Source organism: Mycobacterium sp. E1715 (assembly GCF_001667625.1).
Taxonomy (GTDB): domain Bacteria; phylum Actinomycetota; class Actinomycetes; order Mycobacteriales; family Mycobacteriaceae; genus Mycobacterium.
Map to the genome: position 1 here is coordinate 1 of NZ_LZJJ01000043.1, position 21,331 is coordinate 21,331.

Annotated in this window: 20 protein-coding genes; 12 read left to right on the forward strand and 8 right to left on the reverse strand. The window is 62.6% G+C overall.

Features of this window, described 5'->3' with window-relative positions; genetic code table 11:
* Window positions 1-156: 156 nt before the first annotated feature.
* Window positions 157-1,971, forward strand: a complete 1,815-nt coding sequence (gene drmB, locus A9X03_RS02505) for a DUF1998 domain-containing protein (RefSeq protein ID WP_068259508.1) — start codon at window positions 157-159, stop codon at window positions 1,969-1,971.
* 51 nt (window positions 1,972-2,022) lie between these two features.
* Window positions 2,023-2,430, forward strand: a complete 408-nt coding sequence (locus A9X03_RS28990) for a hypothetical protein (RefSeq protein ID WP_156746446.1) — start codon at window positions 2,023-2,025, stop codon at window positions 2,428-2,430.
* Window positions 2,431-2,438: 8 nt separating this feature from the next.
* On the opposite strand, the gene A9X03_RS02515 is transcribed toward A9X03_RS28990, so the two are convergent.
* Window positions 2,439-2,864, reverse strand: a complete 426-nt coding sequence (locus A9X03_RS02515) for a very short patch repair endonuclease (RefSeq protein ID WP_231975331.1) — start codon at window positions 2,862-2,864, stop codon at window positions 2,439-2,441.
* Between the two features lie 239 nt (window positions 2,865-3,103).
* On the opposite strand from A9X03_RS02515, the gene A9X03_RS02520 reads away from it, so the two are divergent.
* A complete protein-coding gene (locus tag A9X03_RS02520) occupies window positions 3,104-3,817 on the forward strand; it encodes a CBS domain-containing protein (protein WP_068259543.1) in 714 nt (237 codons plus the stop codon).
* A 114-nt stretch (window positions 3,818-3,931) separates the two neighbouring features.
* On the opposite strand, the gene A9X03_RS02525 is transcribed toward A9X03_RS02520, so the two are convergent.
* Entirely contained in the window at window positions 3,932-5,035 is a 1,104-nt protein-coding gene (locus A9X03_RS02525) for an NgoMIV family type II restriction endonuclease (RefSeq protein ID WP_156746447.1), read from the reverse strand.
* Between the two features lie 33 nt (window positions 5,036-5,068).
* Window positions 5,069-6,208 (reverse strand): DNA cytosine methyltransferase, encoded by a 1,140-nt coding sequence (locus tag A9X03_RS02530; protein WP_369830988.1) that lies wholly within the window; start codon window positions 6,206-6,208, stop codon window positions 5,069-5,071.
* A 690-nt stretch (window positions 6,209-6,898) separates the two neighbouring features.
* On the opposite strand from A9X03_RS02530, the gene A9X03_RS02535 reads away from it, so the two are divergent.
* A complete protein-coding gene (locus A9X03_RS02535) occupies window positions 6,899-7,249 on the forward strand; it encodes a hypothetical protein (RefSeq protein ID WP_068259518.1) in 351 nt (116 codons plus the stop codon).
* Entirely contained in the window at window positions 7,239-7,628 is a 390-nt protein-coding gene (locus A9X03_RS02540) for a hypothetical protein (protein WP_068259521.1), read from the forward strand. The genes A9X03_RS02535 and A9X03_RS02540 overlap by 11 nt, the downstream gene beginning before the upstream one ends.
* 106 nt (window positions 7,629-7,734) lie before the next feature.
* Here the strand turns inward: A9X03_RS02540 and A9X03_RS02545 are convergent, their stop codons facing one another.
* On the reverse strand, window positions 7,735-8,253 hold the full coding sequence (locus tag A9X03_RS02545; protein ID WP_068259525.1) for a hypothetical protein: 519 nt from the start codon (window positions 8,251-8,253) through the stop codon (window positions 7,735-7,737).
* Between the two features lie 471 nt (window positions 8,254-8,724).
* Between A9X03_RS02545 and A9X03_RS02550 the strand changes: the two genes are divergently transcribed.
* From A9X03_RS02550 to A9X03_RS30740, 3 genes are read left to right on the forward strand one after another with little or no spacing between them, the layout of a single operon-like run.
* Entirely contained in the window at window positions 8,725-9,675 is a 951-nt protein-coding gene (locus tag A9X03_RS02550) for a hypothetical protein (RefSeq protein WP_068259527.1), read from the forward strand.
* A 31-nt stretch (window positions 9,676-9,706) separates the two neighbouring features.
* Window positions 9,707-11,593, forward strand: a complete 1,887-nt coding sequence (locus tag A9X03_RS02555) for a HEAT repeat domain-containing protein (protein WP_197695998.1) — start codon at window positions 9,707-9,709, stop codon at window positions 11,591-11,593.
* A 29-nt stretch (window positions 11,594-11,622) separates the two neighbouring features.
* Window positions 11,623-11,997, forward strand: a complete 375-nt coding sequence (locus tag A9X03_RS30740; protein WP_197695999.1) for a cytidine deaminase — start codon at window positions 11,623-11,625, stop codon at window positions 11,995-11,997.
* A gap of 340 nt (window positions 11,998-12,337) precedes the next feature.
* Here A9X03_RS30740 and A9X03_RS02560 read toward each other — a convergent pair whose 3' ends face one another.
* Complete coding sequence (locus A9X03_RS02560; protein WP_197696000.1) at window positions 12,338-13,012, reverse strand: GIY-YIG nuclease family protein; 675 nt, start codon at window positions 13,010-13,012, stop codon at window positions 12,338-12,340.
* Window positions 13,013-13,985: 973 nt separating this feature from the next.
* On the opposite strand from A9X03_RS02560, the gene A9X03_RS02565 reads away from it, so the two are divergent.
* Both A9X03_RS02565 and A9X03_RS02570 read left to right on the forward strand, forming a co-directional pair.
* Window positions 13,986-14,822, forward strand: coding sequence for a carotenoid biosynthesis protein (locus A9X03_RS02565; RefSeq protein WP_068259536.1), 837 nt, complete (start codon window positions 13,986-13,988; stop codon window positions 14,820-14,822).
* 210 nt (window positions 14,823-15,032) lie between these two features.
* Window positions 15,033-16,370 (forward strand): lipase family protein, encoded by a 1,338-nt coding sequence (locus A9X03_RS02570; protein ID WP_067749069.1) that lies wholly within the window; start codon window positions 15,033-15,035, stop codon window positions 16,368-16,370.
* 4 nt (window positions 16,371-16,374) lie between these two features.
* On the opposite strand, the gene mtnA is transcribed toward A9X03_RS02570, so the two are convergent.
* Window positions 16,375-17,340 (reverse strand): S-methyl-5-thioribose-1-phosphate isomerase, encoded by a 966-nt coding sequence (gene mtnA / locus A9X03_RS02575; protein WP_068259540.1) that lies wholly within the window; start codon window positions 17,338-17,340, stop codon window positions 16,375-16,377.
* Between the two features lie 22 nt (window positions 17,341-17,362).
* A complete protein-coding gene (locus A9X03_RS02580; RefSeq protein ID WP_067749054.1) occupies window positions 17,363-17,968 on the reverse strand; it encodes a cutinase family protein in 606 nt (201 codons plus the stop codon).
* Between the two features lie 141 nt (window positions 17,969-18,109).
* Between A9X03_RS02580 and A9X03_RS02585 the strand changes: the two genes are divergently transcribed.
* Window positions 18,110-19,513 (forward strand): MFS transporter, encoded by a 1,404-nt coding sequence (locus tag A9X03_RS02585; RefSeq protein ID WP_231969249.1) that lies wholly within the window; start codon window positions 18,110-18,112, stop codon window positions 19,511-19,513.
* A 64-nt stretch (window positions 19,514-19,577) separates the two neighbouring features.
* Window positions 19,578-21,005, forward strand: a complete 1,428-nt coding sequence (locus A9X03_RS02590; protein WP_231969247.1) for an MFS transporter — start codon at window positions 19,578-19,580, stop codon at window positions 21,003-21,005.
* A gap of 58 nt (window positions 21,006-21,063) precedes the next feature.
* On the opposite strand, the gene A9X03_RS28120 is transcribed toward A9X03_RS02590, so the two are convergent.
* Complete coding sequence (locus A9X03_RS28120; protein ID WP_082950310.1) at window positions 21,064-21,204, reverse strand: DUF4926 domain-containing protein; 141 nt, start codon at window positions 21,202-21,204, stop codon at window positions 21,064-21,066.
* Window positions 21,205-21,331 lie beyond the last annotated feature (127 nt).

The window sequence follows — 21,331 nt, forward strand, 5'->3', positions numbered from 1 at the left end:
ACAGCCCCTTGCGGTATGACCGACGAGTGCAAGCGGATCTAGCGCTGCTCAAGCGGTTCGGACAATCTGGCGAAGGTTGGCTGGTCGCTGACTCCATGCGTTCGGTTGAAGAGAACGTTGCGGTCGAGGTACAGGAACCCCTGCAGGAGGTGGAACGTGCAGCGGATTAAACATGACCTTCGCCTGTCCGAGACGATAACGCCGTTCGGTGTCGGCGCCATCGTGGACGTTCGCGGGGAGTCCCTGATAGCCCCGGATACTTCGTGGTGGGATCGCAAATATGCGCCTCGAATAAGCTGTGATCGGCTGACCTCGCGACTCGGCGCCGGTGAGCTCCGGCAAGCTCCGGCGCATGCCGGACGCGCCGCGAAAGAAACTGCGAGCCTGCTCTACTGGCGGTTTCCGGCGTGGCGATTCTGTGAACGGTGCTCCAGACTTTCCATGCTGACAGGTAAGAGCAAGGGCCGCTGGACCAACAAATGCGAGTGTGGCGGATTCTTGGTTCCGATGCGATACGTCGCAATCTGCAAGCACGGCAGCCATATTCAGGACATACCTTGGTTCAAGTGGGCGCATCGCGGACGTGACGCGGGCGTCACGGAAGAAGTGAGGTTTTGTAGGGCGTACACGGAACTCAAGTTCATACGCACTACCGGGCAGGGCGAGGGTCTCTCGTCGCTGCGCGTTAGTTGCAACAAATGCAAGCGTTCCCGCCCGCTTACTGATCTGGTTCGAGAGGGCTCGCTGCAGGGTGACGGCATTAAATGCGAGGGTCGACAGCCCTGGCAGGATCTTTCGTCGGTGAAGGCGCCATGCGATCACCAGCTGGTTGCCGTTCAGCGAGGCGCAACGGGCAACTACATCGCGGACCGACTATCGGCGTTGGACATTCCCGAGATGCAGTCGTACTCAGAGGAATTGGCCGCAAAGATTCGTGGTCATGTGTATTTCGAGAAGGTAGTCGCGGACAACGGAGGACCTCAAGCCGAGCTAGTGGCGGGATGGATCGCCGAGGAGCTCGAAGTACCGCGCGAGACGGTGCTCGCCGTCGCAACGGGAGAGGTTAATGAATCTGAGCCGCCTCTAATCGGTTTGAAGGATGGCGAATGGGCCGCTTTCCTCAAAAAGCTCGCGCGTGGAAGAGACCAAAGTGGTGAAGATTTCGTTGTGGACGGCCGCAGCCTGAGCGAGGTGTCCGGACCGAACGAACTCATCCGCCGAATCGCGGGTGTCGGTCAGGTCCGTCGGGTGCGAGAAGTCCGGGCACTACTCGGCTTCCAGCGTCACGATGGCGACGCCGCCTTCATAAGGGCCGATTTAGGTCCGGACCAGGCACGTAAACCCGTCTATCCAGCGATCGAACTCTTCGGAGAGGGGATCTTTCTCCGCTTCGACGAGGGGGCGGTCTCCGAATGGGAGCGTGACCCCTCGGTTCAGTCGCGAGCAGACATACTGATGACCCGTAGGCAACAAACACAATGGGCTCAGCGTTTGGACGTGCCCGAGCCGCGCTTTATCGCACTCCACACGATTGCGCACTTGCTCATACGTCGATTGGCGTTCGCCAGCGGCTACTCATCCGCCGCGCTGCAGGAGCGGATATACGCCAATTCAGATCGGCCCGATAGGACCGCAGGCATTCTCATCTATACGGCCGCCGGCGACGCCCAAGGCACGCTCGGTGGCCTGGTCCGGCTAGGTGAGCCGTCCCGACTTCTGCCACTCCTGGTGGCTGCATTAGATGACGCGGACGTATGTTCCAACGACCCCGTATGCATCGAGAGCGACAGGCAGGGATCATCACGACTAAATTTGTCCGCCTGTCACGGCTGCGCACTGATCAGCGAGACCTCTTGTGAGACGGGCAACCGGCTGTTGGATCGCCAGCTGGTACTTGGCGGCAGCAATGTTCGCGGGTTCTTGGAGGCTGTTCTCCCCGAGATTCGCCAGTCCTTGAAAACCTCTAGATAGCACCTGAGTACAGGATCGCATTTCCAGCTCGGCACCTACAAGGAGAAACCAGTGCCGCTCGTATTCGCACAGAATGAAGTGAACCTCTCGGGTTACTCGTATGCCGATGACTTGGGCAAGAGTTACGAATACCCGGCTCGCTACAAAAGCTTGATTCAAGCGGGCGAACGGTTCGTTTACTACAAAGGAGGTCGACGCACACATGGATCGAGGGAGACACCGGTATACCTCGGCTGCGGAACGGTGGGCGACGTGACGGAGGTCGGTGACCGGTTTCGGTGCTCGATCCAGGACTTCAAGGCATTTGAACACCCGGTGCCATTCAAGGATGAAAACGGCCTCTATCGGGAGCCGGAAGCGAACAATCGAAAAGCAGTTGGCTTCTATTTCCAATCCGGTGTTCGCACGATCGATCAAAACGCTTATAACGCCATCTGCAGGGCTGGCACGCGCCAGTAGATGTGGCTTTAGTTGGTGGCTCGGCACTTCTGGACGACGTCGAGGACACGGAGGGCGGCCTCATTGCAATCCTCGTGTTCCCAGACGCGCACGACCGTCCAACCCGCCTCGAAGAGCCGGCGGTCTGTGTCGCGATCTCGTCTTCGATTTCCCTCGACCTTGTCGGCCCAGAATTGGCCGTTTGTGACCGCAACGGTGTGATGCTGAGGGCACCCATGCCAGAAGCAACCATCTAAGAACACCGCGACCTTGGCCCGTGTGAAGACCAGATCTGCGGTGCGACGCAAACCCTTGATCGGACGTTCGGCGACCCTGAACCGCAAACCGAGCGCATGCACTGCCGACCGCAGCGCTACCTCAGGCTTGGTATTCCTCGACTTATTGGCCTGCATGCAAGCCCTTACCCCTGGCGTGGAGGCCCACGACTGCGCCATGCATCTAGCTTAGAGCGCCGCGCCGAGGGCGACGCGTCTGCCGAGCTGATTAGCATGTTGCCGTGGCACAGTCCCTAACCATGACTGACCTCTTCGCGGGCTGTGGCGCTGTCGCGGGACACCAGGCCAGTGTCGACGTAGGTGCGCGGCCGTGGCCTGCTGCGTGCAGGTAAATCTAAGAAGGCAGCACAAACATTATCGTCGTCCCGCCCATCAAACTCATTATGAAGGGAAAGAAGGTGGACCAAATCGATGGCGCAAGTAGGTTCTTGGCGGCGTTCAACGCTATCGAGAATCACTTCAAGTCCCGGCTAGGTGATGACGTCTCAGGCTTCAGGGGGTTGGCCGAGAAGTATGCCGACAAGTTCGGCATGGGGCGCGAGGACCGTCGAGCGATTCGCATCTTCGGCGAACTCCGAAACGTCATGCTCCACACGGAGTACTACCAAGGCAAACCGATCGCCGTGCCCGTACCAGGGATCGTGAGCGGCATTGAAACGCTGCGCGACAAGATCCTCTCCCCCCCGACAGTCCTCGGCGTATTACCGCGCCGCCCGATCGTCCGGTTCTCGCCCGGAGACCCAATCAGCGCAGTACTCGACGAGGTCCGCAAGCACAACTACTCACAGTTTCCAATCTATGAGGGACATAGCTACTGTGGCCTGCTCACCACAAACTGTGTTGGCCGATGGCTTGCTGACCGCCTAGCTACGGATGAACTGGCCGAGTCCGAATCTGTCAGCGCAGTGTTGAAATTCGCTGAACCGCAGGACACCGCAGCCCATTTGTCCAGAGCCGCGACGGTGTTGCACGCAATCAAGAAGCTGTCGTCGCCCGCCCAAGGAAGCGGTCCCCCGGCGGCGTTGATCATCACGGAGACGGGGAAAGCGAATGAGACGCCCTTAGCGATCGTTGTCGCAGACGACCTTGCGATCTTATTCGCAGCGGCCTAGGCAAAGAGCATGAATTCGGGGTTCCATCGGTTCGCTGCGATGATTCGCTGACGGCTTTCAGCCGGGCGGACGGGTCACTCACGTCAGCCCGGGCGGCCACTGTCTTGACAAAGCTCACATAGCGAGGTCGAAGGGCAAATCGGCGATATCGCGAAGCTGCCGGCCGGCTTCCAGCACTTTGAGGGTTTGAAGCTGGTCTTTCCGAGCTCGCACGGTATTCCAATGGAGTCCCGATTCGGCCGCGGACCGTGTCGCCGCGGTGATGAACTCGGGAAGCGCAACGTGATACACGCAGTCGATCTCGCCGGTTCCGAGTGCGAGAGATTCGAGCCGACTCGGCTGTGGTTCAGCGGTTATAGCGACCAGGTGTGGTGTGCGGCCCTTACGGTGCTTCTGCAAGTTGAGCGCCTCGGTGCGCACATTCTGAGCCCGGTCGCTGCGCAGTGTCCATTTCGTTGACACTGCGGCGTGAAGGATTGGCTCTCTCTGGTTGCTCGAGAGGAGCGGTGTGAACTTGCATGCCTCATCTCCAGGGTCGAGCAGGGTGGTGCCAGCACGGTCGTTTAGCTCATCGATCGACTCTGGACGTCGGAACATCAGGACGTCGTGTTTGATGTGGTAATCGCCGCCGACTACGGCTGCCATCCAGTAATTCGCTTCGCCACGGTACTCGTCACTCAGTTTCTCGAGGTCGCTCAAGTGCGCATATTGGAAGTAATCGGCGAGCATCGCCTCTGGTTTGAAATCCCATTTGGCGGCGGGCCGAAGTCGAGCAAATCCCTTCTCATAACAGTCCTTTAGGAAGCCTGCGGTTATTCGTGCGAACTCCGCTCCGACAGTCTGTGGCTGCTCGACCGGCGATGGGGTTGGGGTTAGGCCAGCGTTGACCAACTCGTCGCCGAGTGCCATAGCGAACGCCTTACTGACTTCGCTCGATCCATCGGCGTTTGAGTAGTTTCCCGAGTCGGGACGGCGCCCGTACAGGCGTCTACAGATTTCTTTGTGAAACCGCGCACGCGCTTCCATGACAATCGACATGCACCAGATGTACAACGTCGGGCGGCCCCCAGGCGGAATCGCCACGCCATAATTGATGGTCGGCTCGGGATAAATAATGGTCCGCCCACGGAGAATCTGCACACCATCGTTTGTCTTCGCCGAGCCCGTGGCAATATCGCGGCGCAGCGAGGGACGACCTAGTTGGTCGGCTGTGCGCAACTTGCTTTGGCAAGCCGGTCTCTAGAGGCGGGTCTAAAACTGGTGCAGTAGTCCGTAAACATACCGCGCAAGTTCAGTCGCCAAATTGGGAGGCACGGCGTTGCCTATTTGCCGGGCAATTTCGATCTTCGTTCCCTCGAACTCGAAGTGATCCGGGAAGGTCTGCAAGCGGGCGGCCTCGCGGTGTGTGATCGGCCGGTGGGCCTCCGGATGCAGATATCGGCCCTTCTCGGGTTTGAAGAACTCGGTTCTGATTGTGAACGCTGGGCGATCCCACCATAATCTTCCCATCACATCAGTCGTCCCCGTCGGCTTCTCTGCCCAGCATCGCGGAAGCAGGTCGGGACGGTTCCGAGCCAAATCGAACCTATTACCGCCCTCCGGAACGGCGATGTACCTCTCGAGGCTTGACCGCCGGGGATTTCGTCCGATGTGGAGTTCTTGGCCATGTCGGTCCTGCGTTATCTCCGTCTGAGCGGGATGCAGAGGGAGGTCACTGATGACGTCGCGAACTGTGCGATGAGGTTTCCGGTCAGGAGAATCGGGACCGTGGGTCGGCGTGGGAGGCCAGGGCAGCTCACTCCCGTAATCCCGGACGGCAACAAAGATACCGCGCCGGCGACTTTGTGGCACGCCGTAGTCAGCTGCGTTTAGCACTCCGTACCCGATGCCGTATTTCCGCAGTTTTTTGTCTGTCTTCATCATGCTGAGTAGGCGGGCAAATTGAGCACTTTTTTGAAATTCCGGAACATTCTCAATCACAAATGCTTGCGGCATAATCTGCCGTACGGCACGAAAATAGTGCCGCCAAAGATCGTTCAGCTCCGCACGCGATTCGTTGTCACGATCGCGACCCAGCGGTGAGAACCCCTGACATGGAGGACCGCCGATAATAACGTCAGCGGTGTCGAATCTATCAATCTTCTCGATTGGGCCATCGAATACGGGACACCCGAAATTTCGCTTGAACGTACGGGCCGCGGCGAGGTCGACCTCGACGGCGGAAACCGACTCGAAGCCATACCCTGCTTGCTCGAACCCAAGTGACATACCCCCGGCCCCCGCGAACAGGTCCAGCGTGCGCAGCACCGTCATCTTTCCTCCGAAGGTTCGTTCGATCCTAGTCATGATCGCGGTCACCACCGACAGAACGATGGCGCGCGTGTCGTCCACTGGGTCGATCCAGTACCGCTGTGCCGGATCCGAGATCCACCACGTGCTTAACGCCAGCAGGCCAGATTCCTATAAATCAGAGACGATTCGCAGGAGAAATGGGGCCGCTACCTGACTGACAAGGGTTAGCGGCCACGCCATTGGCCAGTCGGCCTCCGCGTCGCCGGAGCCGGGGGGAGAGACACTGCCACGTCCCGCACGTCGCCCTGAGCGTTATAGCCCTAAAGAACCCCCGTGGGATAACGGCCGCGGCCTCGACGACCCTCCCTGCTCGCGGGGCCATATCCCACGGCCACACGGAACCATTCGCGCTGGCGCCGGGCAGGATGGTGAACCGTGGCGTTGTACTGAGGGACACAACCAGATAATCGGGACTAAGCCGACCGAAGCAGTGAGACTGGCGGCACTTTCGATTGCCCAAGCCGATCCCCGACGGTGGCCAAGAGAGGGGTGGAGATGGTGGAGCCCACCGCGTAGCGCCCCGTCGGCGCGCGCATCACTCACACGCTCACCATCCCGTCCCGCTGACCGTTGACCACCCGCCGGACACCAGACGGCCGACGCTCCGCGCTGTCACCCCCCCGGCTCCACCCCCCACCCTGCCGCCGAGCGCACATGGCCGAAACGGCTGATCTTGGTTGACGCACGCACAAACGCTGAATTCGCTTCTGGGCGCATACGCTGTTAGGTATGGCGAAGTCGTCGGAGGCGCGGCGTACGCTGCGCGACCTAGACAAACAGTTGGCCGCGTCGTCGGAGCGGTTGGGCCGGACGTTGGCGTGGAACGCCCAGGAGCGGGCGATTTTGGGCCAGATTTCGTCGATTCTGGACCGGAAAGCTGAGTTCTTGGACCTTTACGAGGCCGCCGAGGACGTCAAGGCGAAGCTGAAGATCAGCGCGGAAATTCGGTTGTTGGAGCAGGCGGCTGCGCGGCTGATTCGGGGCATCGAGACCGACATCCCGGAGCCGCCGAGCTTGCGAACGATCAAGGCGCGCCGTGCCGCGCGGGCCCGTTGGGATCGGTCCAGCAATGCCGGTTGACATCGACGCCGTCGACGCCGCGGGTGGTTATCGCCTGCCAGCGGGTACCTACGCCAAGCTTCTGCGCCAGAAGTGCCAGATGCGCTGCGAGATCGAGTACGTCCACAGCAACCCGCGTTGCAATGTCCTGGTTGACGATTGTCGGGCGGCACTGGTCGAGTACGAGCAGGCTGAGGAGCTGGCCGCAGTCAGGGCGGGTGAGATGTTCGCCGAGCTGCTGGCTGCCGGGGAGCCGGTCGTCGTCGCGCAATGGCAGGCTCGTCAGGGCCGTCCCATGCCCGGTATGCCGGCGTGGCTGACCATGTCGGCGCGTGGCGGAGGTGTGTCCGAGGTGCGTGTCTACCCTGACGACGTCGCGGAGCCCGTTCTACGGCGATAGGTGTGTCAATGAGGGGCGACACCATGCCGGTTGGTGGCTGGGCCGGGGGCGATCCCCTCCACGCCCTTGGTGGCCTGATCAAGGCTTCTCTGAGCTCAGAAGCTCATCAGCTCTGGCTCTCCAACTCGGCTTCCACCTCGCGGCACTGCGCCCCCAGCGCGAAATAAGCCTGCAAAATCGGGGTATCGCCGCGCTCACCGACGGGGGTGTTCCACCAGCGCCACTCGTCGGAAAGATCCCAATTCTCAACGATTTTCAGCGCCGCGATCACCTCATCGTTCAAACCGGAGTCCGATGATATCTGGTCGGCCGTGATCATACCGGCCTCGATTTCGTCCAGACAGGCGTGGAACCGGAACCTCAATTCCCACAACGGCTTCCAATAGTCGAAAGGCTTACGGGGTTTCGGGTTCTCAATGTTCACGATGACGGTGTCGACGTCGTCATCCGCGATCGGATCCCAGTCGCCGGTCCATTTGACCTCGGACTGAATGCCGTTCGCATCGGCCCAGCCATCGCGGGCAGTGTAGCGTTCCGCTCTACCGCCGGCGTCGATCCGGACCAGCTTGGTGGCATATTCCGGCAGCGCATCGGCGTAGTAAAACCACCGCTGCTCATTGGTCATTGAACCCTCCATCCAATCTAACGCCTACGCGACGGTGCCTATTTCGCCATCGTCGAAGGTCAGCAGCACTCCATCCCGCATAAAGCAGACACGCGCGGCCGTGGTTGCGACCGCGTTGCTTCACCGCGATGGCGCGGGGCGTCTATGAGGATCCGTTTCGTGGCGCTCTAGCATTTGACCAAGGTGCCCTGCCCAGACCTGAGCGCTCCCTGGCGGACTGGCGGACGAAAAGAAAGCCGGCCACAGCCGTCGTGACGTAGTGATAGCTTCCGGCTCGGGTCGTAGGGTGGTAGAGACGACGCAGCTTCTACGTATTAACCACTGCAGCACCGCGTGACCGCTGTGTTCGATGAGAGTCTGTGCTCGGGACCCTGCCCGGCCCTAGCCGGATGCTGGTGACTAACTAGTGCATAAGATCCAGGACGGCAACTGTGGACCCTTAAGCCCGCACATTCATCGGAGGGAAACCGGATGGCCTTGCTGAGTGGCCGCCGAGGCCATGCGCGGGTGGTTCTGATGTCGATTATCGACGCGGAGTTGCAGGCCGTGCAGACGCTGTTCGGAGCCACAGAGGAGATCGGCGTCTCAGCCATCTATACCCGGCCCGAGTATGCATCGACTGGTGATCGACAGTATCCGTTCGTACTCGCCCAATCCTCTGACCGAGGGAACGCCGCCGCTGCTCTCAGCGTGCGCAACCTTCTCGAGTGGTACAGCCCAGAGGTTGTCGTTGTGGTCGGGATCGGCGGTGGCATCCAGCGCGACGGCAGGGGACCAGGGCTCGGCGATGTGGTTATCGGGCGGTATGTCCACTACGCCGACTACACCAAGAACCTGCCTACCGGAAGCCGCCAGAGATACATATCCCTTGATCAACCCTCCGCCCGGCTCATAACTCAACACGCGGAAAGCGTGGCAGCCAAGCCGAAGGCGAAGTGCTTTTCGCGGCTGGACATTCCACGACCCGACGAGAAGACGCAGCTCCTTCCGGCGATCCACCTGAGCGAGGTTATCGCCGTTGAGGCGATCGCTGGGAACCCATCAGCGGAAAAGCAGATCGAAATGGTCAACCGCTTCGACAACGCCGACATTGTCGATATGGAGTCGATGGGCGTTGGACGGGCGTTGCACGAATTTAGGTGCGACCCCTATCCGCACTATGGCCCACTCTGGGTGCCCGTTCGTGGCGTCAGCGACCATGTCACGGCCGCCCGGCCGCCCCTCGCTACCCACAACCTAGCTGGTGAGGAAGTTGTCGGCGCACTCTCCGACGAGAACAATGAGCAGCGTAAGAAGTGGAAGAAATACGCCAGCGTTGCTGCCGCGTGTGTGGCTCGCTCCTTGGTGGAGAGATTGTTATACGAAGATCGCGCTGAAAGCCCGGCAGATCCCGGCGCACCGAAATGGAAGCCAGAAACCTGACGATGTCGGTGGTTAGGGAGACACTATGGGCGTGAGCGTGACCTCGATGCAAAGTGAGCCTGGTGCCGAGCGGCCTCGGTTTGACTACGACCTCGTAGTTTGCCCGAGCTTTGACGCCGTCTTGCGAGACGGCGCCGGCGAGCGCACGTCCCCCAATGACCTCATCTCGAAAGCGTTCGAGGCCGGCAGAGTTCTCATTCAGGCAAAGGGCGGCTCAGGTAAAACATGGACCCTCTCCCGGCTCGCGGCGGCCGCGGCGGAGTCTGGCGTGGATGTCTCGAGACTTGACGTACTCGGGTGGGCAAACGCATTTGAAGGCGGGCAACTGGAATACACTGCCCCGCGGGCTGTGCTGGCGTCGGCTACTCCTCATGTGTCGGAAGCCGCGCTAGGAGAATCGCGCCGCCAGCTGCTCTTGATCGATGGGCTCAATGAGATTTCTCCGCCGATCGGTGCGGCGCTCCTGGATGAGGTCGATAGGCTCGCCTCACAGTTTCCCAGTCTCGCGATCATCGTGACAGATCGACTGAACCGCCGCCGAATCGTAGAGAAGCTCTGGGTTTTAGCCACTCTCTCACCGGTCTCGATGGAGCAGCGACTGGAGTTGCTCCCTGACGCTGGCACAGATCCGGAGTCACCGCTCGGTCTGCCTTACTACCTCAACCTGGCGATCGGAGGTGATCGCGGGTCAAGGTCTCAGCAGCAACGCACATTCTTGTTAAAACATGGTGGCGTTGAACCAGAGTGGCTCGACGGCCTCGCTGCAGCAGCGTACTCACAGTACGAACAAAACGGCGATCGAAGAGTCGACGTTGACCAACTCATCGCCAGAGTCGGGGAGCCTGCCGTCGATTCCCTCGTCAGCGCTGGAACTTTAGTCTTGGAGCCTACGTGCCGGTTCTCGCATCACTTATTGCACGACTACCTCGCCGCAACTTACGCGGCAACGAGGCCAGATCTGTGGAATGACAAGGGCTTGGACGTACTGACATTCAAGGCAACGTCCTTTGACGCACTTGCGATGATCCTTGAGCAAGCGCCTGACAACGCGGATCTATTGGTGCGATGTGTCTACGACTGGAACTTCTACGGAGCCGCTTATCTCATCGCAGAGGACCGGCAGGCGGGCTCGCACGTGAGTCCCGCGATGGAGTTCGCGGTTGTAACTATGCTTGGTGAGCGGCGCTTCGATCGCTTCGCACGCACGGCCCAAGCTGTGGCCGATGCGCTAGAGGTCATCGATACAGCGATAGCACGGGATATAACTATGGCGCAGTCCAGAACCGAAATCATCGACTACGTGCGCCTAAACGGCAATCGATTCGCGGGGCAGGAGTGGCTGAACGATTGGATCACGCTCTATACGAGGCCGGAATCCGAGCAGTCCACCCTTCAGGATATCGCCATCCTCGCAAGCGATGATTCAATACTGGGTTGGACGATGAGCAACGTGGTTAGGCGCTCGCCGCTGGCTGAGGACGTCGAGCGGGAACTGGTACGCCTCGCCTCAACCGCGAAGAGCGACGTGGTGCGCTGGCGGGCTGTTCACGCGCTGGGAATCACACCGACGAGGGAGGCCATTGCTGCCCTGTTCAACTCGTTGGACGCAGACAAATCCACTTGGGTGCGTTACGGGTCGATCCGAAGTCTTGCCGAGATAGCTCTCACGTCCGAAGAGCTGAGGGATTCGATATTGACGGACTTGGCCAGGCGAGTTCCAGTGCTGCGTACCACTCCACTCTTGATAAGGGAGCTTGAACACGTCCTTCTCCCGATGGATGCACCGTCCGGGTGGGCCGATGACTCAGCCGTGGTGGTCGAGGAACTATGGGCCAAGTCAGCATCGGTTGAAGAGCAGGACCGCTGGCGAAAGCTCGGAGCTTCAATCCGAAGTCTTTCAACCGAAGCTCGATTATGACGGGGGCGGAGCGGACTACCGATGCTGAAATGCTCGCCGCCTTAGCTCACGCTGCATGGCTGGTGCGCGATCACGCCCGAGTCCTTGGCAATACCAGGGTCGGTTGCGCCGCTAGATCAACAAGTGGGCGAATATGGCTCGGATGCAACGTGGAGCACAAGTATCGGAGTCACGATATCCACGCTGAGGTGAACGCGATTGGGAGCCTAATAGCAGGTGGTGACGAACGACTAGAAGCAGTGTTCATCGCCGCCGAGCGAGAACGCTTTACGCCCTGTGGTAGCTGCATGGATTGGATCTTCGAGCTGGGAGGCGACTCATGCTTGGTCGCCGCTCAATCATCGCCAGGTGGTCAAATTTTGGTGCTCTCCGCGGGCGAGCTCATGCCCTTCTATCCAGCGTGATGACTGATCAGAAGACTCAGCAGTCGCACGTAGGCGGCGGGTACTTCAAGCTAGCGGCAAAGTCAGAAGTGGGGGTCAGCGCCTCGGGACAAGTATTTCACCGTTTTCCACCAACTAGCGCGTCAACAAATCGAGAGCAGTCCCTCGGCGCCGGTTGCGCGTGCTGCTCGAACAAGCCGCGTCGCAGGTACCTGTAACCAACGCCATCACATTGGCAAAGAACAAGAAAAGACCCTGCTGCAACGGAATTGGCCTCGAGGCGAGAATTAAGCGATAGTAGCAAGTGGTTGTGGAAGTCGAGATTAGGCCTGGCTGGCCGCTAGGGGATCCACATGTTAATTCAGATCCGCTCTGGGTGCGGCGCAGGCCGTTTGAGATGGTCTCGGAGCCGGTCGCCGTTCTCGCGCCACCACTCGCTGTAATGCCTCATTCGCTCGATTAGTCGTTCAAGCCCCTCCAACAATTTCGCATCGTCGAATGCGCTGTTTCCATGCAGCAGGGCAGTACGCGCCAGATGGATCTGGATCTCGTTGTATTCGGCCGATGCGTCATCGTTCAGCCCTCGAATCGTGCTGCGCGCAACGACCAGACTGTCTAGCTTGCCGGTCATATAGTCGACCCACGCTGCGCTATTTTGCCGAACGTAGCTCGCGCCCATCCGGCTGCCACCCATGTTGTTCCATGGAGGCAGCGAGAGATGCACCTGTCGATAACCTTCTAGCAGCTGTCCCTCGGCGTTACGGGAATACGGCTCATCAGTTTCGTCAGCATACGCGTCCTGCAACACAACGCTGAAGCCCAAACGCGAGTGAGTAGTAAACCACTCGTTGACCTGCCTGCCTTTGTTCCCGCTATTCGGTCTATAACCCTTCAAGCTGTTGTGTTGCGCGAATCTCTCAGCAAGATCGTTTGTCACACCGATATACAGCGCGTCACCAGTATCGGGGTCCCAAAAGCAGTACACCCCAGCGCGATGCCACTCCGCGCGCAAAAGCACGTCAAGCGTTGCGTACATCTGCAGTCTGCCTGCGTTGGCGTAAACGTCGCGTACCACAGTCCCCAACGCCATAACACTCGGCACCCTAGCTGAAACGCACCACGCCCGACGCTGCGGATGGGCGGAGCCATCTCGGTCCAGGGTCGTCAGTACCGGTTCAGGACGGTACGAAGAGTGGGGGACGTCGAGTACACGGCGATCGCGCGCCTGCCGAGACGGGCCCACCGACCCCACCGCACCGCACCGCACCGGAATAAACCCGCTCAGCAACTGGCGGTTTGATCGACTGGGGGAAACGGAGATGACCTGCTGGCTGGTCATTCTCCGGCGTGCACGGCCGTCATATTCATTCGAATGATGTGGTTACACCTGCCTCCGGTCAAGAACTGATCGTAGCTGCCTCTGCTGCACCTGCACCTGCACCAGGAATCCGTAAAGGTCGGACGTCGCGGCATCGTTAAGTAGCACCGGCCGGGACGTCTAGCAAACCGGCATCGGCGGCGTTCGATGACACATCAGTGACACAACTCGGTGCGACTTGAGCGGACGCCTACGGACTTACATGGCTGGGATTCCCCACGTCAAAGCCTTCAGCAGTCCTCATCGCACCCGTGTAGACGGCTTGACCCAGCTTCCCAAGCTGAATACGCGGGTTCGATTCCCGTCATCGGCTCCACATTTGACCATGGCATATAGCCCGGTTCCCGCCCCGGCGAGGCCGGTTGTCCCCCGACGGGTTCCCTTAGTTCGTCACTGAAATACCGCGAGCATCGGCACTGCCTCATGCCGCCGAATAGCTGAGATCCGCAACTCCGGGCGATAGCGTGAGCAAACCAGAATCGGCGTGCGTCGGGCGCTGAACAGCACGGCTAGGAGGGTGCGCAAGGTGACCAGTGAAGAGACCACCCAGCGAGCGCCAGCCGTTACGCAGACGCGATCGTCTCGACGAACGGGGGCACGGTTGCAGATTCTCTGGGCATCGTGTTGGGTCTTGTTGTTCCTCACGCTGGTCGCCGCGCTGGTTATGGCGGTGCGTCCGTCGCTGGCTGCGCAAGCCGGGGCCGCCCAATTGGGCTTTCTCGTTCTGTTTGTCGTCGTCCATGCGTGGCTGGGCTACTTCGCACGAGGCATGGCCGCATTCGTCGCCATCGCCGGCGTTGTTGCGTTCGCAATGGAGGCAATCGGTGTCGCGACCGGTTTCCCGTTCGGCTCCTACACCCATCACCTGCCCGGTCCGAAGCCCCTGGGCGTTCCCCCAGTGGCCATCGTCAGCTGGATCATTTTCGGCTGGCTGGCCTGGGCACTGGCCCGGGTGATCATGCGACCCGCTCCCGATGTGGCCGTGGGTGGCGCCGAACGCTTTACGACGCCCATCGTGGCGACGTTCATTCTTGGGGGTTATGACCTGGTAAACGACCCCATCGGTGCGACGGCGCACGACTGGTACTCCTATCACCACCCGACCGGCGCGCTGGGAGTCCCGCTGACCAACTATCTCGGCTGGCTGCTGACGGGCTGGCTGATCTTTCAGCTCGTAGCGCTCGTCGAGGCGCGATTCCCCGGGAGCCCCGCCACCCGAACCCGCCCCTATTGGCTGCTGCCGTGCCTGTTCTGGCTTTCCACCGCCACTCAGGTCTTCGCCGCCCTGATCCACCCGCCGGACGGCGTTGCGGTCCGCGGCGGCAAAACCATCCAGATTGCCGACGTGTACGAGTCAGGCGCATCGGCAGCGTTATTCACCATTCTTCTCACGGGAATCATGGCGCTGGTACGCCGCTACAGTCGCCAACCGCCGAAGATCCCTCATTCCTGTACAGAGGAGGCCTGATCGTCGGTGGGTGGGGCCGCAACCGCCCGACTGGTGCGACGGCCCGCGCCAGCGCGTTTCTCGGAAACTGGATGCCCACCGAGCTCGCGCCGTAATTCGGCGGGAATTTCGGATGGCCGGTGGTTGGCAAACCGGTACCGCGGGTAATGGCTAACTCGGGGCCGCGTGAATGCGTGCCATCAGCGATACGCCGAGGGAGTCGCCACGCCAATGGACAACTCTTCCGCCACACCAGTGCGCGTCAGCAGCAGCGCGCCGCACGACGCGCTGCGCCGCGGCGAACGGCCGATCACCCCCGACGATGACCCGTTCTACCGGGCGCCACTGGGATACGAGCACGAAGAGCCGGGGACGGTGTTGCGCTCGCGCGACGTGGAGATCGGATTTCTGGGTCTCATCAGGCAACGAGTGAAAGCCACTCAGTTGCTGTACCGCACCACGAATCTGCACGAAGAACCGGAAGTGGCCGTGACGACAGTGCTGGTCCCGGCGCAGCGCGAGTCAGACGTCGCTTATCCGGTGCTCTCCTATCAATGCGCGATCGACGCTGTGGCGTCGCGCTGTTTTCCCTCGTTCGCCATGCGGCGCGGCGCGGGACCGATCGGTGCGTTCGTCCAAGCCGAGTATTTGTTGGTGACGGCCGCGCTGGCCGAAGGCTGGGCGGTTTGCGTACCCGACCACGAAGGCTGCCATGGCATGTGGGGCGCTCCGGTCGAGCCCGGCTATCGGATTCTGGACGGGTTGCGGGCCGCGATGCGGTCCGGGCGCTTGGAATTGTCGCCGTCCGCACCGGTGGGTCTGTGGGGATATTCAGGGGGAGGACTGGCGTCGGCGTGGGCGGCCGAATTGTGTGAGCGATATGCACCGGAGCTCAATATCGTTGGCGCCGTTCTCGGTTCGCCCGTCGGCGACCCGGGCAGTGTGGCGCGCCGCCTCAATGGCAGCTTCTTCGCCGGTCTCGCCGCACTGATGATTTCCGCATTGACGCAAGTCTTTCCCGGCGCGCAAAGGGTCGTCGATGAGCACGCGACCGACGAGGGCAAGGCGTTGCTCGACGAGTTGCAGACGATGGCGACTGCCCAGGCGGTATGGCACTTCCGCAACGTCGACATCGGGTCCTACGTCGACATGACGGCCGACGAGCTGTGGGACTTGCCCGAAGTGCGCCACATCTTTGACGAGACCAAGCTCGGCAAGTCGGGGCCCAAGCCTCCGGTGCTGGTCGTACAGGCGGTGCATGACGGAATCATCAGCGTCGACGATGTCGACGCACTGGTGGCTCAGTATGAACGCAACGGCGTGTCGGTCACCTATCACCGCGACCGGTTCTGTGGGCATCTGCTGTTGCATCCACTGTCGGCGCCCATGACGCTGAGGTGGCTGCGCGACCGATTCACGGACCGGCCGATCAACGAGCACAGAATCCGCACGGTGTGGCCGACGCTGTTCAACCCCTCGACCTACCTGGGCATGGTCAAGTTGGGCGTCATCACGGCAAAGGTAGTCCTCGGGCGCAGCGTCGAACGCCAACCGCTGTCGACGACGTGAGGGGTTACGGCGCGTAACGCCCGTGCTCGGTGACGACGGCGGTGATCAGTTCGGCCGGGGTCACGTCGAACGCGGGGTTGTAAACGTCGGCGTCCGGCGGCGTGACGACGGCGCCGCCGAACGTCCGGACCTCGTCGGGCGCGCGTTCCTCGATGACGATGTCGGCGCCGGTGGCGAGCGAACTGTCGACCGTGGACGACGGCGCGACGACGACGAACGGCACGTCGTGATGGCGCGCCGCGATGGCCAGGCCGTAGGTGCCGATCTTGTTGGCGACGTCCCCGTTGGCCGCGATCCGGTCCGCGCCGACGAGCACGCAGTCGACGAGGCCCCGCCCCATCGCCGCCGCCGCGGCACCGTCGGTCTGCACCCGGTATGGCACGCCCGCCCGCGCCAGCTCCCACGCCGTGAGCCGGGCACCCTGCAACAGCGGCCGCGTCTCGTCGACGAGCACCGACTCGACCAGTCCGCGTTCGTGCAGGTGCCAGACGACGCCGAGCGCGCTGCCCCACGCGACGGTTGCGAGGTGGCCGGCGTTGCAGTGGCTGAGCAGGCGCAGCGGACGGCGATCACACACGGCGAGAACGACTTCGGCGGCATGTGCCGAGGCGACGCGGTTGAGGCGTTCGTCCTCGTCGAGAATCTCCAGCGCCTCGGCGAGCACAGATTCGGCGCCGGCGTCGAGCTTCTCGAGCGCGCGCGCCACCCCCCAGCTGAGGTTGACGGCGGTCGGCCGCGCCTTCGCGATCCGTTCGGCCGAGGCGCGCACGTCGCCGCCCTCGCGGGCCGCGAGCACCACGCCGAGGGCGCCCGCGGCGCCCAGCGCCGGCGCCCCGCGCACGGCCAGCCGGCGGATCGCGTCGATCAGCTCGTCGACGGTGCGCAGCGTCAGGACGCGATAGTCGGCCGGCAGCGCCGTCTGGTCGATGATCGTGACCGCGTCGCCGTCCCAGTCGATGGTCCTGCGCACACAGGTGACCCTAGCCGGGGGCCTACAGCCTGCCCGCCACGAAGCCCGCGGCCTGATCCACCAGACCGGAGCCGATGTAGGAGGGCTGCAGGTGCGCCGGCCAGCTCGTTCCCCTGCCACAGATGGGGTCACCGGCCGCGCACTGGTCGATTGTCTTGCCCGCGAACGCCGGTCCGACACCGTGGGTGCCGTTGCCGAACAACGCGACCGCCGCGACGTGCCGGTCGGTCCCCGGTGGCAGCCCGCCCCACAACGCGCGGTCCACCACCTCGGCGCCCAGCGAATAGCCGCCAAGCACGATCCGGGTGTTGGGGCAATCCCTGGCCATGGCTTGCACGTGGGCACTGATGTCGTTGGCGCCGCCTCCGGTGGTGATGTTGGCGGGATAGTTCACCCCGTACACCCCGATCGACTTATTCGTCTTGGCGCGCAGCGAATTGACGAGCGCGTCGCCGACCGCGCCGACGCCGGGAGGTTCCTCCCGGCCGCGCGCGAAGACCACCTCCGCGTCGGGGCACGCCGCCGACGCCAGCGGCACCGACGAGATGGGGAGGGGAGCAGCCGCCGGCCCAAGCGCCATCGCGCCGGCGACGATGACAACGGACGGCACGCTCGCGACGAGCCTCATAACGCGATATTACGGAGTTTCTCGAGGCGTCGCCGATGCTTTGTGTGCGCTGTGACCGCCCCGAGCGACATGGCCTCGCGGTACGCGGCAGTCCGCCGAATCGGCGGATAGATAGGAGTCACCGGCCGTATCGTCAAGCCCGTGAATCTCCGCGCGCACGGGCGGCACCCGCGCTGGATCATCGCGGCGATCTCGATGGCACTGTTCTGCGTGCAGATCGATTACTTCGCAATGAACCTCGCGTTGCCCCGCATGGCGTCGGACCTGCACAGCACCACGACCGATCTGCAGTGGGTGATCAGTGTCTACATGCTGACCCTGGGCGCGTTCATGGCACCCGCCGGCCGCATCGGCGATATCTTCGGTCGCCGCCGCACGCTGCTCGCCGGGATCGGGTTGTTCGCAATCGCGTCGGTGTTCTGCGCGGTCGCGCCATCGGCGCCAGTCGTTATCGCGTTCCGGGCCGTGCAAGGCCTCGGCGCCGCCCTGATCTTTCCGGTGTCCGTGAGCGTCCTGACCAATACGTTGCCCGCCGAAAGGTCTGGTCGCGCAATCGGACTGGCGTATGGCATCGCCGGCCTGGGCAACGCTGCCGGCCCCCTGGTGGGCGGGTTGCTGACCCAGACGCTCGGGTGGCGCTCGGTGTTCTGGATGCTGGTGCCACTGTCGGCGATCTCGATCGCCATCGGCGCGAGAACCATCCCGGAGACCTCCGACACCAGCGTGCCGCGACGGGTGGATCTGGCTGGCCTGGCGCTGATCACGACTGGGATAGGGCTGTTCACCCTCGCCTTCGACCGAGCGCCGAACTGGGGGTGGTTGTCGCCGCCGGTGATCGGCGTATTCCTTGGCTCCGTTGCCTTGTTGGTCGGGTTCGTCGCGGTCGAGACGCGCGTGCGCTTCCCCCTGATCGACCTGTCGCTGCTGCGCAAGCCCCGCTTTACCGTCCTGGTCGTCGCCGGTACGGTCGCCAACATCGCGTACGTGGTGACCGTATTTCTCGCCACGCTGAATCTCCAACAGGTTCGGGGCCTCGACCCGCTGACGGCCGGCTTGGCTTTCCTGGGCCCATCGGTCGGCGCGGCGCTCGGTGGTCCGGTGTCCGGACGCCTGGCGTCGCGCAACGCGCCCTTCGCCGTCATGGGCATCGGTTGCACCGCGGCGGCGGTATCACTCGGCGTCCTGGCGTCCGCCGACAGCTTCGCGGTGTATCTCGCCGCGCTCAGCGCGTGCGGTTTCACCATGGGCCTGGTCTACGCGTTCACCACGGTGGCGACTCAGGCCGTCGTCGCGCCCGAGCGGGCCGGCGAAGCCGCGGGCGTCACGCTGACGTCCCTGGTCACTCTCGCGGGCGTGGGGGTGGCGGTCTCCAGCAGCGCGCTGGAGATGTTGCAGCACCACGGCGTCGGCATGGGTCACGGCATCCAAGTCATCCTCGCGGTCAGCGCCGCGCTGCTGCTGCCCGCGGGCCTGGCCGTGCTGAGCGTCGCCCGCGTAAAGACGCCCGCATCGGATTCCACGATGGCCGCGGGACAACACAATTAACCGATGTGTCGACTATGGCGCGGCATGCGAAGGGGGTCCGACGGTGGTCGGTGAAAGCTCGGCGGTGACAACTGCTGACGGCGACGGGGGCAAGGAGCTTTCGTCCTCGCGAACCGCCGTCATGGTGGCCGCGTTGGCATTGTCGGTGATGTCGTTCATGCTCAACGCGACCATGCTCGGCCCCGCGATCCGGGACATCAACACCCATCTCGGTCCGCACGCATACGCGTCGATGTCCGCCTACTTCTATCTCGCCGGCGCGATCGCAAACGTGGTCTTGATCCGATGGAGCGACTTCATCGGCCGCAGGCGCGTCCTGGTCGGCATCCTCACTCTCGTCTGCATCGGCACGTTGTTGTGCATCCTGGGCACCTCGCTACAGGTGGTGGTCGCGGGCCGGGTGTTGCAGGGATGCGCGAACATCACGTACGGCCTTGCCTTCCTCATCATGCGAGAACACCTGAGCGACAAAGCCTTCGGCATCTGCTGCGGTGTCATCTCGGCGATCAACGCGGGGGTGGCCGGGGTCGACGCGCTGCTCGCCGGTGTCCTGGTCGACCGCTTCGGCTATCGCTCCATCTTCGTCCTGACGTTGGTGGTCGGCATCGCCGCCGTCGCGCTGTGCCGGCTGGCCGTCCCCGCAGACGAACGCGGCCGCAAGAACACGGGCCGAATGGACTGGGCGGGTGCCGTCCTGATCGCGCTGACGGTCGCCGGGCTGAATCTCTATGTCTCCAACGGCGAACATCTGGGCTGGTCCGCGCCGCTCATGCTCGGCTGCCTTGCCGCGTCCATCGCCGCCTGCGTCGCGCTCGTGGTGGTCGAGAAACGAGTCGCGACACCGTTGATCCACATCGACCAGATGCGGTCGCGCTACTCGTGGCCGTTGATCGTCGTGACCATTCTCGTCTTCGGGTCGTTCATGGTGGTGCTCAGCTACATCGTGCCGTCCCTCGCCGAGAACGACCGCGTCGGCTTCGCCGCCAGCGGGCAGCTCACGGCCCTGCTGTTCATCACTCCCGGCGCGCTGGCCCAACTTCTCACTGCCCCTTTGATCGGGCGGCTCGCCGCCCAGATCGGCTTCGTGACGGTGTTGCGCGCGGGTCTGGTCGGTTCCGTGGCCGTCACCGCCGCGCTTGCGGTGTTCACGTTCGACAAGATGGCGGTCGTCGCCCTCATGGCGGTGTTCGGCGTGGCGCTGGCGGTCGCGCTCACCCCGATGAGCGCGCTCGGCGTCCTGCAAGCGCCCCCGGACGAGCCGGGTTCGCTGCCGGGGATCGCCAACGCCTCCTACGGCATCGGCGGCTCACTGGGATTCGCTTGGGCGGGAACGGTTGTCGGAGCCGGCACCCAAGCGGGTTACCAGTCGGCGTTGTGGGTGTGCGTCGGCATCGGCGTCGTCGCGGTCCTGGCGAGCCTCGTGTTGAAACCGCGGTCCGTGGCCTCGCCCGCCGACACGCCGAGGACGCGTCAAGCGGTTGACTCCGTGTGACTGACCTCCGCCAACTGCTGCGGCGACGCATCCGATATTTCGGCCCAACCTTGAGCTGCTAGCCACCCGAAGCTGGCCGCCACACCACTTCCAGGTCATCTTCGGCGACGGTGACCAAGGCTCGGGTAATGCCGTCGGCGTCGCAAAATTCCACTTCGTAGGCGCGCCGGGCGCCTTCTGAGCCGGTCGTGTAGTCCATGTCGACCCCCCTCGTGAACCGACCGGCAGGTCGTGCTCCGGTACCGGCCGGCACAAGCGGACCACGTCGTATTCCTGAGGTCTCAACATCCTCCCCTCTCTGGACCTGCAGAACGCCCGTCCCACCT

What these genes read in the sequence shown, in the direction of transcription:
- A9X03_RS02550 (WP_068259527.1), top strand. Translation starts at nt 8,725, where the DNA reads ATGGCCTTGCTGAGTGGCCGCCGAGGCCATGCGCGGGTGGTTCTGATG.
- A9X03_RS02545 (WP_068259525.1), bottom strand. Translation starts at nt 8,253, where the DNA reads ATGACCAATGAGCAGCGGTGGTTTTACTACGCCGATGCGCTGCCGGAA.
- A9X03_RS02560 (WP_197696000.1), bottom strand. Translation starts at nt 13,012, where the DNA reads ATGTACGCAACGCTTGACGTGCTTTTGCGCGCGGAGTGGCATCGCGCT.
- A9X03_RS02540 (WP_068259521.1), top strand. Translation starts at nt 7,239, where the DNA reads ATGCCGGTTGACATCGACGCCGTCGACGCCGCGGGTGGTTATCGCCTG.
- A9X03_RS30740 (WP_197695999.1), top strand. Translation starts at nt 11,623, where the DNA reads ATGCTCGCCGCCTTAGCTCACGCTGCATGGCTGGTGCGCGATCACGCC.
- A9X03_RS02515 (WP_231975331.1), bottom strand. Translation starts at nt 2,864, where the DNA reads ATGGCGCAGTCGTGGGCCTCCACGCCAGGGGTAAGGGCTTGCATGCAG.
- A9X03_RS02580 (WP_067749054.1), bottom strand. Translation starts at nt 17,968, where the DNA reads ATGAGGCTCGTCGCGAGCGTGCCGTCCGTTGTCATCGTCGCCGGCGCG.
- A9X03_RS02570 (WP_067749069.1), top strand. Translation starts at nt 15,033, where the DNA reads ATGGACAACTCTTCCGCCACACCAGTGCGCGTCAGCAGCAGCGCGCCG.
- A9X03_RS28120 (WP_082950310.1), bottom strand. Translation starts at nt 21,204, where the DNA reads ATGGACTACACGACCGGCTCAGAAGGCGCCCGGCGCGCCTACGAAGTG.
- A9X03_RS02535 (WP_068259518.1), top strand. Translation starts at nt 6,899, where the DNA reads ATGGCGAAGTCGTCGGAGGCGCGGCGTACGCTGCGCGACCTAGACAAA.